The organism is Stenotrophomonas sp. SMYL8 (assembly GCF_036320065.1).
GTDB classification, from domain to species: domain Bacteria; phylum Pseudomonadota; class Gammaproteobacteria; order Xanthomonadales; family Xanthomonadaceae; genus Stenotrophomonas; species Stenotrophomonas maltophilia_A.
The window spans coordinates 8,397-22,950 of the sequence record NZ_JAWIRR010000015.1 but is presented as its reverse complement, the minus strand read 5'-3'; the positions used below and the strand labels follow the sequence as shown (position 1 = coordinate 22,950).

Sequence of the window (14,554 nt, the reverse complement as noted above, 5' to 3'; positions counted from 1 at the left end):
CCGTCGCACCCGTTGCCACCCGGCTCCCCGACACCTCCAGTACCGCATTCATTGTGCCAGCGACCTGATTGGCCAGTAGCGTCGCTCCGATACTCACGCCGCCCGAGCGGGCACGAACGCCAGAAACGGTGAAGGTCGAGTTCGCCTCGTCCCAGGTGACAGATGCCCAAGAGCGCGGCTTCCCACTGGAGAACAAACTTCCGATCAATCCTCCGAATATGTACCCAACCAACGCGCCAATAGCCGCGCCGATGGGTCCGGCATAGGTCGTGCCAACGGCCTGCAGCAAGGCACTCCACGTCTGTGCCATCGTGGCACCAACATAGGCGCCCACAGCAGAGCCGATCTGAGCGCCCAACTGTCCACCCACTGTTTCGAACTGGACGAGGCTGGCGCCCAGGCGCGCGCCGATGTACCCACCGATCGCGGTAAAGACCTGCCCCTTTGACAAGCCATCTGTGATGCCGATCGTGGCGCCATCAGCAATCTTGATCGCATTCTCAATGATCTGGCTGAGTGAGCTTGCGGCAACGCTCTGTCCGACCTCTCCCAGCGTGCCCTTGATGCCAAGCGAGCTGATCAGCTCAGCCGTCAAATAGGCAGAAACCGTGCCAGCAGCGGCGCCCTGAAGGCTTACTCGAAATTCGTCCGGAACATCAGAGAGCAGATCCAAGACGCCCGCCCGGGTCACGACCTTCGTTCCACCGGCGGCTGCAATCTCGCCCAGATTTTTGCCTACCGTCTTCAACGTGGCTGAAGCGAGTACCTTCCACAGTGGATCGTTGATCTTCAGCGCAGAGGCTATTGCCCCGCCAATGGCCCCGCCCAAACCCCCAGACATGGTGATTCGTTGCAAGGTTTCACTGTCAACGGGGAGCTGTATCTGTGAAGGGCTTCGCGGCTTCTGCGAAGCATCACCCTTTCTATTGAAGACCCGCAATGGCCCCCGGCCATCAGAGAATATGAACTGGCTATCTCTTCCGCTGAAGTACAGGCCGTCTGCTTCAAGGACCGCCTCGTTGCCACCTATCGCCTCAAGATCAATCCGAACGTCGCCAGGCTGGTTTCCCGCCGGCATCAGCCGCTGCATCTGCAGCTCGGCTTCGATGATGTACTCCAATTGGGGACCCAAGTAGTAGTTCCGGTAATCGAGCCCCCCGGATTGGCCGAGCCCCGCACCGGTACCGTCGTAGTAGCAGATTCCGAATCCCTCGATGTTCGGCGAATTCCTGCTGGACTCAATGGAGTAGTTGCCGCGCATGGTGATGCCCTGTGCGAGCTTGTAACTACCATTGGGCTCCTTGATGACGCATCCCGGTGGCATCGCCTGATACATCCTGGCCAAGAACGACTGCTGGTCAATGCCATTGCTGGAATTGAGTACGGCTCGTCCCCAGACTGCGTTCCATCCGCCGATCATCGCAACCGCTTCGTTTTCGCGAGTAGCCTTGAGGTAGGCAGCCAGGATGGGCGTGTAGTCTCTGACACCCTTCACGACCGAGAGTGCGTATACCTGCTGGCGGAAAGTTTCGAGCGCTTTGGCGTTCTCGACTTGATAGATGCTATGCGCGGTTTCATGGCCGAGCACGAATGCCAGCGCGTCCAACGCAGCTTCACCTCCAGCAACGAACCGATCGCGACTTATACGGATGACTCCGGACCCGGCGCTGTAGTGCCCTCCCTCTGTCGCACCGGAGGGAAGCAGTTCGATTCCCTTCAGCGTTCCATTCTTGGCGGATACGTTCAAGCGAATCATGAGTTCGGGTGAACTCTCGATTGTCCGCCTAATGGTCTGCTCGGCCTTGGAGAACTGCCCTCCCTTCTGACGGAGGCTCTGCAGAACGGCTTCAAGCTCGTTGTTGATCGATGGCATGTTCAGAACTCCCGGGGACCGATGCTGATCGTTTCAACGCACTGATGGCGCTGACCATTGGTAGTGCTTGTGTATGTCCTGACCGCAACCTCCACGTTTCTGGCACCGAGGTACCAGGTCTCGGGAAGCAGCGTTGATCTGACTGGCCCACCCTCCATCCCGATGGCCTTGAGCCTCCGGGCAAACTGATCGGCATTGAAGGTGCAGGTGCTCCCTGGCGTGGCAACGTAGGTGTCGAGGCGCGTTTGATAGCCACCGTTGCGAAACTCGGTGTGCATCCAGAAAGACCAGCCTTCGACCGTGACCCCCTCCCCTCTGCCGGAAGAAGGCAAACCTGCTCCACGCCGCCAACTGACCCGCATCGCCTGTTCCAGAGTGCTCGGCGGGATGCCCTTCCAGTGGTCCCCGCCCTGTCGGGCCAGCAGTCCAACCAGGCGTTCCTGCAGGTCCACCGACCTCAAGGAGGCGTGATCTCGTGCCTGTAGATGCCAAGGGAGGAGTACCAGCGCGAGAATCAGACCAAGAGCCCGCATAGGTACAGGGTTGCCGTTTGAGGCTCGAACTCCGCTTTTCATCGCTCCCTCCCCGCCTCCTGAACACGCCGCGACAGCGGTGACAGCAGGTATTCAATGATGCGGCGATCACCGGTCTTGATCTCCGCCGTGGCAGCCAAGCCTGGCGCCAGCGCGCGGCGCCGGCCATCCACTTCGATCCAGGGCTTCAGCAGGCGCACGCGCGCCGGGTAGCGTAGCCCTTCCTTCTCGGTCTGCACCGCATCATGGCCCACGGTCTCCACGATTCCGTCGACCACGCCGTAGCGGGTGAACGGGTAGGCCTCCAACTTCACCTCCACCGACTGGCCGTCGCGGACGAAGCCGGCATCACGATTGGGCAGCATCGCATCGACCACCAGTTCGCCGTCGTGCGGCACCAGCACCATCAGCGGATCTGCCGGCTTCACCACGCCGCCGATGGTGTGCACCTGCAGCTGCTGCACCACGCCGGTCACCGGCGCGCGCAGTACCATGTGCCCGGCCTTGTCATGGGCCTTCTTCAATTCTTCGCCACGCAGCGCGCGCGCCGCTTCGGCCTCGGTCAGGGCGTCCAGTGCTTCACGTGCGAACTCGCTGCGGCTCTTGCTCATCTGCTGGCTGGCCGCCAGTTGCGCTGCGGTCGCTTTGCGCTGCTCTTCGCGTCGGATCGCCAGGTCCTGGCGCATGCCGACAACACGCTCCTTCACTTCGGCCACCTGCAGTCGCGGCACATAGTTGTCGCGGCTCAGCTCCTCCAGCTTGTTCAGCTGGTCTGTAGCCAGCGGCAGCTGCTCTTCCAGCTTGGCGATCTCGGCCAGGATCATGCCGTGCTCGCCATCGCGCTGGCTGCGCTCCTGCTGCAAGCCGCCCACGGTGGAATCGAACTCGCGCTGTTTGGCGGCCACCAGTGCCTGCTGGATGGCAACGATGCTGTCAGATGCTCCCTCCGGTGCGATGAACCGACCGGCCCGGCCGGCAACGTGGTCAACCACGGCCTGCGCCCGTGCCACATCGATCTGCGCGGTCAGCAACGCCTGGCGCGCCTGCTCGACCTCGGCATGGCTGACCGTCGGATCCAGTTCGAGCAGCGGCGTGCCAGCCTTCACCGACTGCCCTTCGACCACATGGATCGCACGGACCACGCCCTGATCCGCCGCCTGGATCACCTTCACGTTGCCGCGCGGAATGACCTTGCCTTCGGCCACGGCAACCATGTCCAGGCGGCCAAGGCACGACCAGACCAATGCGATGGCCAGGAAGGCGATCAGCAACCAGAGAACGGTGCGGCCGATAGGGTTCGGGGGCTTTTCCAGAATTTCCAGCGCCGCCGGCAGGAAGTCCGGCGCGGCCGAATCCCGTTGATCCGGCTGCGCACGCTCTGCGCGCAGGCTCTCGCGCAGGATGCCCAGGTGATGCCTCAGTCCCTTCAACATGCGTGCTGTCCTTGGCTGGGCCCGCAGTGGTCAGTTCAGCGGGGCCGCCACGGCGGGCAGGCCCATCTGTTTGGTGTAGAGCAGTGAGTAACGGCCTCCCGCGCGGAGCAGATCCTCGTGCGTGCCGGTCTCGGTGATGCGGCCACGTTCGAGGGTCACGATGCGGTTGGCCTGGCGTACCGCCGACAGACGATGCGCGATGATGATCACGGTGCGGCCGGCGGACATCCGCTTGAGGTTGTCCTGGATGACCTCTTCGCTCTCCGCATCCAGCGCCGAAGTCGCCTCATCGAAGATAAGGATCTTCGGATCGATCGCCAATGCACGCGCGATCGCCAGGCGCTGCCGTTGGCCGCCGGAGAGATTGCCCCCGCGCTCGTCGATGCGCGTGTCGTAGGCCTCGGGCAGCTCCAGGATGAAATCGTGCGCGCCAGCCAGCTTGGCCACTTCCACCACCCGGCTCATCGGCATCGCCGGGTCGGCCATGGCGATGTTCTCGCGCACACTGCGGTTGAACAGCAGGTTTTCCTGCAACACCACACCCACCTGTCGCCGCAGCCACGCCGGATCCACCATGGACAGATCGACACCATCCACCAGCACACGGCCGCGCTCCGGGGTGTGCAGGCGCTGGATCAGCTTGGTCAGGGTCGACTTGCCGGATCCCGAGGGCCCGACCACGCCGAGGATCTCACCCGGAGCAATCTCCAGACTGACCGACGACAACACTTCCTGCCCCTCAGGCCGATAGCGGAACGACACGTGCTCCAGCGCGATGCGGCCATCCACTGCCGGCAGGCTGGCACGCGAGGGTGAGCTGGCCGGTTCGGTAGGGGAGTTGAGGATGTCGCCCAGCCGCTCCACGGCAATGCGCGCCTGCTGGAAGTCCTGCGCCAACTGCGCCAGGCGCAGCACCGGCCCGGCAACCTGCCCGGCAAGCATGTTGAACGCCACCAGTTCGCCCACGGTCAGCTTGCCGTCAATCACCAGCCGCGCGCCGAAGAACAGGAGTGCCACGGTGGCCAGCTTGTGGATCAGCTGCACCGCCTGCGAGCCCCAGTTGGCCAGCATGCTGGCGCGGAAGCTGGCCTGGATGTAACCCGCCAGCTGCTTGTCCCAGCGGTTCTGCGCCTGCGGCTCGACCGCCAGCGCCTTGATGGTCTCCACACCGGTCACTGCTTCGACCAGGAACGACTGGTTTTCGGCACCGCGCACGAACTTTTCATCCAGGCGGCGCCGCAGCATCGGCCCGACCACCATGACCACCACCGCGTACAGCGGCAGCGTGATCAGTACGATCAGCAGCAATGCAGGGCTGTACAGCCACATCACGGCCAGGAACACGATGGCGAAGAACAGGTCCAGCACGACCGTCTGCGCCGAGGAGGTGAGGAACTCGCGGATGGTTTCCAGTTCGCGCACGCGCGCCACCGAATCGCCCACCCGGCGCGCCTGGAAATAGGCCAGTGGCAGATGCGTGAGGTGCGAGAACAGCTTCGATCCCAGCTCGGCATCAACGCGGCTGGTGGTGTGCGAGAACAGGTAGGTGCGCAGTCCGCCCATCAGCACTTCGAACACCGAAACCACCAGCAGGCCGAGGGCAAGCACTTCCAGCGTGGTGATGCCTTTGTGCACCAGTACCTTGTCGATCACCACCTGGAAGAACAGCGGCGTGATCAGTGCCATCAACTGCAGGAAGAACGAGGCTACCAACACGTCACGCAGCAGGCGGCGATACTTCACCAGGGCAGGAATGAACCAACCGACATCGAAGCGCCTCACGGCGCCGGCCACGCTTTCACGCGTGGTCATCAGCAACAGGCGGCCATCGAACTCCTGCGAGAACTCGCCAAGGGACAGCGTGACCGGGCGTCCGTCGGCCGCCGCGTCGAAGCACAACACGTTCTCGGCGTCAGCCTTGAGCACGAGCGTATAGCGCCCGTCGGCCAGGCAGGCGATGGCGGGCAGCGGATGGTCGCGCAGCGCGGTTACCCGCGCCTGTACCACGCGTGCTTTGACGTCCATCCGCTTGGCCAGGCGCAACAGATCCTGTGTATCGATACGGCCTTCGGGGTGGCCCAGCTGGTGCCGGAGCTGGTCGGGGTCGGCAGGCCGATCCAGAAACCCCAACAGGGCGACGAAGCACGCCAGCGCGCCTCCATCGTCCACGCACAGTGACTCCTGCAGATCGATCCCTGATCCGTTACTGCCCACGTCAACTGCCTTGTTGTCCCCTGGTGCGCGGACTCTAGGGCCATCCCATGGCAGCTGTCCATCCGCTGAATGCGCTTTTGTGCAAATCAGGTCAAAGTGACAAATTGATCACATTTTTTAACATCAACTCCGTTCATCCAGACAGGAGCGCACCTGCAAGCAGAGGGCCAGCCTCATGGCATCATGATCGCTGCACGTTCCCTATCCGTTCCCATGACGATCAAAGGCAAAGCCACCTCCCTGGACATCGCCCACCTGGCCGGGGTCTCCCAGCCGACCGTGTCGCGGGCCCTGCGAGGCAGCCCGATGGTCAATGCCGAGACCCGCGAGCGCATCCTGCGCATCGCCCGCGAACTGAACTACAAGGTCGACAAGAACGCCTCCAGCCTGCGCCTGCGCAACGCCGGCACGCTGGCCCTGCTGTTCTTCGAGGACCCGACCAACGACGACTCGCTGATCAACCCGTTCTTCCACTCGATGCTGGGCTCGATCACCCGTGCCTGCGCCCTGCATGGGCAGGACCTGCTGGTCTCGTTCCAGCAGCTGTCCACCGACTGGCAGGCCGATTACGAGGACAGCAACAAGGCCGACGGCATCATCCTGCTCGGCTACGGCGACTACCACCAATCGCGCGACCGCCTGCAGCGGCTGGTCGAACAGGGCACGCACTTCGTACGCTGGGGCGCCGCCCTGCCCGGCCAACCCGGTGTATCGATCGGCAGCGACAACTTCCAGGGCGGGCATGACATCACCACCCACCTCCTGCAGCAGGGCTGCCGCCGCATCGCCTTCCTCGGCCATGCCTCCAGCCATTACCCCGAATTCCAGGAGCGCTACCGCGGCCATGTCGCGGCCCTGCAGGACCACGGCCTGGTCGCCGAACCGGCGCTGCAGCACGATGCGATCACCACCGAGGCTTCCGGCCAGGAAGCCTGCCAGGCGCTGCTGGCACGCGGTGAGCCGATCGATGCGATCTGTGCCGCCAGCGACCTGATCGCCATCGGCGCGATGCGCGCGCTGCGCGAGACCGGCCTGCGGGTGCCACAGGACGTGGCGGTGACCGGCTTCGACGACATCCCGCTGGCGGCCTCGGTATCCCCGGCGCTGACCACCGTGCAGCAGGACACCAAGCAGGCCGGCCAGCTGCTGGTGGAGCGCCTGCTGGCACTGATCGGTCGCCAGCCGGTGGAGAGCCAGAGCATCCCGGTGAAGCTGGTGGTGCGGGAATCGTCGCTGCGCCGGTAAGCGCCGCCAGGCCTCCCGCCCCGGCCCAACGTGCGACGGCGGAATTCTCCCCCCATGACCAACGGCGGATGCGCACGGAGGCTGATGCGCGGATAACGCGCAGACATCGTCCATGGAAAGGTGTACGTCGCATGCTGAAGATCGATTCGCTGTCCAAGACGTACGCCAACGGCGTGCATGCCCTCAACAACGTCAACCTGGACATCCCGCGCGGCATGTTCGGCCTGCTCGGCCCCAACGGCGCCGGCAAGTCGTCGCTGATGCGTACGCTGTCCACCCTGCAGGAGGCCGACAGCGGCACGGCGACGCTCACCATTCCAGGCGAGGCGCCGATCGACGTACTGCGCGACAAGGACGCGGTGCGCCGCCGGCTGGGCTACCTGCCGCAGGATTTCGGCGTGTACCCGAAAGTCAGCGCGCTGGACCTGCTGGAACATTTCGCGGTGCTCAAGGGCCTGACCCAGCGCGCGCAGCGCCGCGAGGTGGTCGATGGGCTGCTGCAGCAGGTGAACCTGTGGGACGCCCGCAAACGCAAGCTGGGCACCTACTCCGGCGGCATGCGCCAGCGCTTCGGTATTGCCCAGGCGCTGCTGGGAGACCCGCGGCTGGTGATCGTCGATGAACCCACCGCCGGCCTCGACCCGGAAGAGCGCAACCGCTTCCTCAATCTGCTGGCGGCCATCGGCGAGAACGTGGCGGTGATCCTGTCCACCCACATCGTCGAGGACGTGACCGATCTGTGCCCGACGATGGCGATCATGAACAAGGGCCAGGTGCTGCTGACCGGCCGTCCTGCCGAAGCCATCGACGCCCTGCAGCACCAGGTCTGGCGCAAGCAGGTCGATCCGTCTGAACTGGCCGACCACGAAGCGCGCTACGTGGTGCTGTCGACCCGCCTGGTCGGTGGCCGCCCGGTGATCCACGTGCACAGCGCCAACGACCCCGGCGACGGCTTTGCGGCCGTAGCTCCCGACCTCGAGGACGTGTACTTCCAGCGCCTGCGCCTGCAGGCCCGTGCCCGCGCGGCAGCCTGAGCGGAGCACGCCATGATCCTCAACTTCTTCCGCTTCGAGCTGCGCGAGCAGCTGCGTTCCCCGCTGCTGTGGCTGCTGGCCGGGCTGTTCGCCCTGCTCGCCTTCGCCGCCGCCTCCAGCGACGCCGTGCAGATCGGTGGCGGCACTGGCAACGTGCACAGCAACGCGCCCACCGTGATCGCGCAGATGCTGGGCATCTTCACCCTGCTCGGAATGCTGGTCACCGCCCTGTTCGTCAGCAACGCCCTGTTGCGTGACTTCGAACTCGGCACCGCCGAACTGATCTTCGCCAGTCCGGTGAAACGCCGCGATTACCTGGCCGGACGCATCGCTGCCGCCTTGGCGGCCGGGCTGCTGGTCTACGTCCTGATCGCGTTCGGCCTGTGGCTGGCGCCGTTCATGCCGTGGGTCGATCCCGAGCGCATGGGCCCGATTAGCTGGCAGGGCTATGCGTGGACGTTCGCGGTCATCGTCATTCCGAACCTGCTGTTCACCACCGCGCTGCTGTCGCTGCTGGCGGCGCTGACGCGCTCGATCCTGTGGGTCTACATCGGCCTGGTGGCCTACCTGGTCTTGTACGGCGCCAGCGCGGCCCTGCTGCGCGACATCGACAACACGTGGATCGCGGTGCTGAGCGAACCGCTGGGCATGCGCGCACTGGGCCGCACGATCCGCTACTGGTCCACCACCGAACGCAACAACGGGATTCCCGAGCTGGCCGGTTACCTGCTGGCCAATCGCGCCCTGTGGTTGGGCGTGGCTGCCGCGCTGTTCACCGCCACCTTCGCGCTGTTCCGCACCGAACGCAGCGGCAGTGGCCGTCGGCGCTGGGGCCGCAGGCAGGCGCAACCGGTTGCCGATGCCGGCGCCGTCCGCCCCACCCGCGCAACGCTGCCGCGCGTGGTACCGGCGTTCACTACCACCACGGCGTGGCAGCAGTTCCTGCGCCAGGTCCGCTTCGATACACGTGGTGTCCTGCGCAGCGTGCCGTTCATCGTGCTGCTGGTGCTGGGCCTGGCCAACTTCCTGCCCAGCGCGCTGTTCCGGCAGACCCTGTACGGCACCTCGATCTGGCCGGTCACCTCGCAGATGATCATGGGCTTGCAGGGCGCCTTCAGCTGGCTGCTGGTGATCATCGTGCTGTTCTTCGCCGGTGAGCTGGTCTGGAAGGAACGCAGCGCGCGCATCAATGAAGTGACCGATGCCATGCCGGTGCCGAACTGGGTGCCGCTGCTGGCCAAGTTCACTGCACTGCTGGCGGTGATCGTCTGCTTCCAGGCCGCCGGCGCGCTGGCGGCGATGGGCGTGCAGCTGGCCAAGGGCTACACGCATCTTGAGCCGCTGCTGTACCTGCGCAGCCTGGCGCTGGATTCGGTGGTCTACATCCTGATGGGCGGCCTGGCGCTGGTGCTGCAGGTGCTCACCAACAACAAGTTCGTCGGCTACGCACTGCTGATCGTGGTGATGATCGGCCAGGGTGTGCTCGGCCTGCTCGACTACACGCAGAACCTGTACAACTTCGGCAGCTGGCCCAACGCGCCCTATTCGGACATGAACGGCTACGGCCACTTCCTGACCGGGCAGCTGGCGTTCCAGGGCTACTGGGCCCTGTTCCTGCTGACGTTGATGTGCCTGGCATCGGCATTCTGGGTGCGTGGCGTCAGCCAAGGGCTGCGCCAGCGACTGGCCCTGGCCGGCCGCCGCCTGCGCGGTCCGACCGGCGTCTTCGCTGGAGTAGCGGCCTTGGCCTTCATCGGCGTGGGCGGCTGGCTCTACTGGAGCACCAACATCCGCAACGAGTTCATCTCGCCCGACCAGCAGCTGGATCTGCAGGCCCGCTACGAGCGCGAGCTGTCGAAGTACCGCACTTTGCCGCAGCCTCGCATCGTGGCGGTGGACAACCGCGTGGACCTGTTCCCCGAATCGCAGTCGATGGTGATCGATGCGAACTGGACGGTGCGCAACACGCATGCCGTACCGATCCAGGACGTGCATGTCTCGATGGGCGACGACAAGCAGCTGGTCGCGGCTGACCTGGGTGGGCAGACCTTGTCGATGCATGACGCCGATCTCGGCTACCGCATCTACCGCCTGGCCGCGCCACTGCAACCGGGTGAAAGCCGCAACGTCCACTTCCGGGTGGTGCAGAAACCCAACGGCATCACCGCCGGCCAGGCGCCGAGCAACATCGTCGACAACGGCACGTTCTTCAACAGCCGCGTACTGCCGTCGTTCGGCTACAACGAAGGCGCCGAGATCAGCGACCGCAACGAGCGGCGCAAGCGCGGCCTGGGTGAGCCGCGGCGCATGCCCAAGCTGGAAGACGAAGCCGCGCGCGCCAACACCTACATTTCCAACGACGCCGACTGGCTCGATTTCCGCACCACGGTCTGCACCGCGCCGGACCAGGTGGCGCTGGCCCCGGGCTACCTGCAGAAGGAGACCACGGTGAATGGCCGCCGCTGCTTCAGCTACGCCATGGATCGGCCGATGCTGAACTTCTACGCCTATCTGTCGGCACGCTGGGAGGTGCGCAAGGCGAAGTACAAGGACATCCCGATCGAGGTCTACTTCGACCCGGCGCACGGCTACAACGTGGACCGGATGATCGAAGCGGTGCAGAAGTCGCTGGCCTACTACGAAGCGAACTTCACGCCCTACCAGCACCGCCAGGTACGCATCATCGAGTTCCCGGGCTATGCGCGTTTCGCGCAGTCGTTCGCCAACACCATCCCCTACTCCGAGGCCATCGGCTTCATCGCCGACCTGCGCGATCCGGACAAGGTGGACTACGTGTTCTACGTGACCGCGCACGAGATCGCGCACCAGTGGTGGGCGCACCAGGTGATCGGTGCCAACGTGCAGGGCGCGACGGTGCTCTCCGAATCGTTGTCGCAGTACTCTGCGCTGATGGTGATGGAGCAGGAGTACGGCCGCCAGCACATGCGCCAGTTCCTCAAGCGCGAGCTGGACGGCTACCTTTCCGGGCGCGGCGGCGAAGCCATCGAAGAGCAGCCGCTGGAGCGCGTGGAAAACCAGCAGTACATCCACTACCAGAAGGGTTCGCTGGTGTTCTACCGCCTGCGCGAGGAAATCGGCGAGCAGGCGCTGAACCGTGCGTTGAAGCACTTCCTGCAGGACAAGGGCTATCAGCAACCGCCGTACACCACCTCACGCGAACTGCTGGACTACATCCGGGCCGAAACCCCGGCCGACCGCCAGCAGCTGGTCACCGACCTGTTCGAGAAGATCAGCTTCTACGACAACCGGGTGATGGCCGCCAGCGCCCGCAAGCGTGATGACGGCCGCTACGAGGTGACCCTGGACCTGCACGCCGCCAAGCAGTACGCCGATGGCAAGGGCAAGGAGAGCGACGGCACGATGGATGACTGGGTCGAGATCGGCGTGTTCGCCAACGGGCCCTCCGGCAAGGAACGCGACCAGAAGGTGCTGTATCTGCAGCGCCACCACATCACCAGTGCCGAGCCGAAGATCACGGTGACGGTGGATGAAAAGCCGGATGAAGCAGGCTTCGATCCCTACAACAAGCTGATCGACCGGGTGAGCGATGACAACCGGCGCAAGGTGACGATGTGAGGCAACGGGGCGCCGGCCTGTCCGCCGGCGCTCCACGCAACACCTGCGGGCTTGGCTCGGCCTTACTGTAGTGCCGAGCCATGCTCGGCACATTGTCCACGACAGCCGCGAAGATTCAGTGCACCGGGGCTTTCGGCCCCAGCAACGCCAGCAGCACATAGACCACGATCGAGGCGACGGTGCCGAGCGCCGCCGGCAACCCGAATGCCCACGCCGAACGGCCCTGCTGGCGCGCCCACTGGGCCAGATGCCAGGCCGCGCCCAGATTGATCAGCCAGGCAATGACGAACACCGGCCACAGCACCATGCCCAGGGCGCGCAGCAGGGGCATGGAGACCAACGCGGCAACGATCGCCGCGATCAGGAAGATCAGGGCGGAGCGGGAATGGCGGGGTACAGCCATGGTCACGTTATCAGCCATCAGAAGATGAAGTCCGCTTCCAGAATAACGCTGACTGACATTGGGTGCAGCAGGGGTCAGATTGGATGCCTGACATCAAGATCCTCGGATCTCTGACGAACCGCACGGCGGATACCGATACGCGGCAGTCGCCACGAAGCGCAAGGTGAATGCGTGGGAACACCGTGGATCAGGAAGGTGTACCCGCAGGTACACCCACTCGTCCAAGGAGCCACTTTGTGAAAATGATCTCTGCAGCCACCTTGATTCTCGCAGGCTCCGTGCTTTCCCCGTTCGAGGCACACGCGGTCCAGGTAGTCACCTGTGGCAACTGCACTCAATCCTGGCAATACGAATCCGCTGGCGAGATGGCTCATGGGTTCCGTCGTGGCTGGGAGGCCTACCTCGTGGTCAACCCCAACACCGCCCAAGCGCTTTACGTCACCGTCAACTACATTCCTCCTGGCGAGGTTCCCAGACGCCTCCACCAGGCCCCTTCCCAGGGCGATCTGGGAGTCGCTGCCGACATCAACGTTCCAAGCTGGCGCCTACCGAGCCAACCGGTGTTGACCCGGTATGGGCAAGGTGACTTCGATAGCAGTTCACAGGGCCTGGCAGACGGCGAACGACTTCAGCTTGAAGCGATCGTCCGCATGTCGAAAGAATGGGTGTTCATAAAACCCGTAAACGACAGCGGCTACTTCTCAAGCCTGCATGTCGCAAACCAGTTCATCCCCGCAGTGGACGATGCTATCCGAATCGCGCACACCGCAAACAATCCAGCCTGGCAACACGGGCAGATCAATGGAAACCTCATTGGCTCACTCTTCCGGTCGCTCGAGTACTTCTTCGGGAGAGGCGTTGGCGGCTGCCTGCTGATGGACAACGGCGACACCGCTTGCTGGCAGATCAATCCAATGGCAAGAGGGGCGGCTCGACTGATCAAAGACACCGCCAGGGATGTTTTTGGCCAGGCATTGCCTGAATCAGACACCATCAGGAATGGGGGACAGATTGATATTGATATCGACAAGGGGGATTGGCCACGTGAGATCCGCTACAACTTTAGTGGCGGCTATTACCGATGCGGATCGATAAACGGAAAGCTGGACCGCTGCGAATGGGTCCGTCCCCGCTAGGAGTTCCGTCATGAAGATATGGTTGCAGTTGGGATCGCATTCCCTGGTCGCCATTGCGTTCTCGCTTCTGGGAGCCTTTCACATCACCCATGGACTACCCAGTCTGAAGCAGCAGTACAGCGATGATCTTGCGATGTCCATCCACATGCTTTTCGACGAGGATGGTGAAGCAAGATCCCAGGCTGAACTGCAGTCCAGAATCTCATCCCACATCGTTAACATGCTGTTGCTCTCAGCCAGCTCATCGGCAAAATCGGATGCGGACAATGAGCGTTTGGCAACAATCAGCAAACGCGTTCTCGCACAGGACCTCCTGCGATACATCGAGCGTGACGATGTACGACACAACGCTGTCCTCGTCGCGGGCAACCTGGCTGCCGATTGAGCATGCGATGTCCGAAGTCTCCAAGCCCTGAGGTCGCCCCTTTTCCGACAGCAGTGAGCCGGAGCTCCCAAGCTCATTCAACCGGCACATCCAGCTCACCGCCTGGACGAAGCACCAGGGCACTTCTCCTACAGCGAACGCACCATCACCAGCACGCGATAGCTGCGGTTGTCGGCTTCCTGCAGCGGCTTCCAGCCCAGCCGCGCGTACAGGCCGCCATCCAACGATTCGGTCTGCAGGTACAGTTCGGAAACGCCCATCCGCACCGCCTGCGCCGCGGCCTGTTCGACCAGCGCGCCAGCCAGCCCACGCCCGCGATGACTATCGGCCACGAACACGCTGCCCAGCCAATGCTCGTACTGCGGGAAGGCCTGCATTTCCCGGCGCTTGAGCTGCACGGCACCGACCACCTGGCCGCCATCGAAGGCGGCGATCAGGTGCGGGAAACCCTCGGCGTCCTGAGGTGTGTTCAGCCGCTGCAGTTCCTGTTCCAGCGACAGGCCGGCGTCGCGGCCCCATTCGGCGTGGTACCACCGGGCCAACTGCTGCCGTCCCGGTGCGCCGGCGGGTAATACCCTGAATTCCATGGCAATGCCTCGATGGGGAAGCGTTCTGTAGAGTCGAGCCATGCTCGACTGATCTGGCACTGTGCGAAAGGGCGGAGGGCCAGGGGCGACACGACCAAAATAGCGGGGGGGCGG

Annotated in this window: 10 protein-coding genes; 5 read left to right on the top strand and 5 right to left on the bottom strand. The window is 63.9% G+C overall.

From position 1 onward, the window contains the following. Positions 1-1,875: 1,875 nt before the first annotated feature. The 3 genes from V3B25_RS13170 to V3B25_RS13160 all read right to left on the bottom strand — a co-directional run bounded on the left by V3B25_RS13170 (position 1,876) and on the right by V3B25_RS13160 (position 6,008). Positions 1,876-2,325: a hypothetical protein gene (locus V3B25_RS13170; protein ID WP_138927384.1), complete on the bottom strand. Its 450-nt coding sequence runs from the start codon at positions 2,323-2,325 to the stop codon at positions 1,876-1,878. Positions 2,326-2,444: 119 nt separating this feature from the next. Next, a complete protein-coding gene (locus V3B25_RS13165) occupies positions 2,445-3,839 on the bottom strand; it encodes an HlyD family type I secretion periplasmic adaptor subunit (protein ID WP_049422738.1) in 1,395 nt (464 codons plus the stop codon). 30 nt (positions 3,840-3,869) lie between these two features. Beyond that, a complete protein-coding gene (locus V3B25_RS13160) occupies positions 3,870-6,008 on the bottom strand; it encodes a type I secretion system permease/ATPase (RefSeq protein WP_235202901.1) in 2,139 nt (712 codons plus the stop codon). Positions 6,009-6,266: 258 nt separating this feature from the next. Between V3B25_RS13160 and V3B25_RS13155 the strand changes: the two genes are divergently transcribed. From V3B25_RS13155 to V3B25_RS13145, 3 genes are all read left to right on the top strand, one after another. Then, a complete protein-coding gene (locus V3B25_RS13155; RefSeq protein WP_107433648.1) occupies positions 6,267-7,298 on the top strand; it encodes a LacI family DNA-binding transcriptional regulator in 1,032 nt (343 codons plus the stop codon). Between the two features lie 131 nt (positions 7,299-7,429). Then, positions 7,430-8,332 (top strand): ABC transporter ATP-binding protein, encoded by a 903-nt coding sequence (locus tag V3B25_RS13150; RefSeq protein ID WP_024956967.1) that lies wholly within the window; start codon positions 7,430-7,432, stop codon positions 8,330-8,332. Positions 8,333-8,344: 12 nt separating this feature from the next. After that, positions 8,345-11,929, top strand: coding sequence for an ABC transporter permease subunit (locus tag V3B25_RS13145; RefSeq protein ID WP_329810823.1), 3,585 nt, complete (start codon positions 8,345-8,347; stop codon positions 11,927-11,929). A 115-nt stretch (positions 11,930-12,044) separates the two neighbouring features. On the opposite strand, the gene V3B25_RS13140 is transcribed toward V3B25_RS13145, so the two are convergent. Next, complete coding sequence (locus V3B25_RS13140; RefSeq protein WP_239669963.1) at positions 12,045-12,332, bottom strand: hypothetical protein; 288 nt, start codon at positions 12,330-12,332, stop codon at positions 12,045-12,047. 236 nt (positions 12,333-12,568) lie between these two features. On the opposite strand from V3B25_RS13140, the gene V3B25_RS13135 reads away from it, so the two are divergent. Together V3B25_RS13135 and V3B25_RS13130 are read left to right on the top strand one after the other, a co-directional pair. After that, complete coding sequence (locus tag V3B25_RS13135) at positions 12,569-13,468, top strand: hypothetical protein (RefSeq protein WP_152905240.1); 900 nt, start codon at positions 12,569-12,571, stop codon at positions 13,466-13,468. Between the two features lie 10 nt (positions 13,469-13,478). Continuing rightward, the gene (locus V3B25_RS13130; RefSeq protein ID WP_049422733.1) at positions 13,479-13,853 is read left to right on the top strand and encodes a hypothetical protein; all 375 of its coding nucleotides are present in this window, start codon (positions 13,479-13,481) and stop codon (positions 13,851-13,853) included. 128 nt (positions 13,854-13,981) lie between these two features. Here V3B25_RS13130 and V3B25_RS13125 read toward each other — a convergent pair whose 3' ends face one another. Continuing rightward, positions 13,982-14,440 carry a GNAT family N-acetyltransferase gene (locus V3B25_RS13125; protein ID WP_049422732.1) on the bottom strand — a complete coding sequence of 153 codons (459 nt, stop codon included), beginning with the start codon at positions 14,438-14,440 and terminating at the stop codon, positions 13,982-13,984. Between the last annotated feature and the right edge of the window lie 114 nt (positions 14,441-14,554).

Excerpts from the sequence above, each read along its gene's own strand:
- V3B25_RS13165 (WP_049422738.1), bottom strand. The coding sequence starts at position 3,839 with ATGTTGAAGGGACTGAGGCATCACCTGGGCATCCTGCGCGAGAGCCTG.
- V3B25_RS13155 (WP_107433648.1), top strand. The coding sequence starts at position 6,267 with ATGACGATCAAAGGCAAAGCCACCTCCCTGGACATCGCCCACCTGGCC.
- V3B25_RS13150 (WP_024956967.1), top strand. The coding sequence starts at position 7,430 with ATGCTGAAGATCGATTCGCTGTCCAAGACGTACGCCAACGGCGTGCAT.
- V3B25_RS13145 (WP_329810823.1), top strand. The coding sequence starts at position 8,345 with ATGATCCTCAACTTCTTCCGCTTCGAGCTGCGCGAGCAGCTGCGTTCC.
- V3B25_RS13140 (WP_239669963.1), bottom strand. The coding sequence starts at position 12,332 with ATGGCTGTACCCCGCCATTCCCGCTCCGCCCTGATCTTCCTGATCGCG.
- V3B25_RS13130 (WP_049422733.1), top strand. The coding sequence starts at position 13,479 with ATGAAGATATGGTTGCAGTTGGGATCGCATTCCCTGGTCGCCATTGCG.
- V3B25_RS13125 (WP_049422732.1), bottom strand. The coding sequence starts at position 14,440 with ATGGAATTCAGGGTATTACCCGCCGGCGCACCGGGACGGCAGCAGTTG.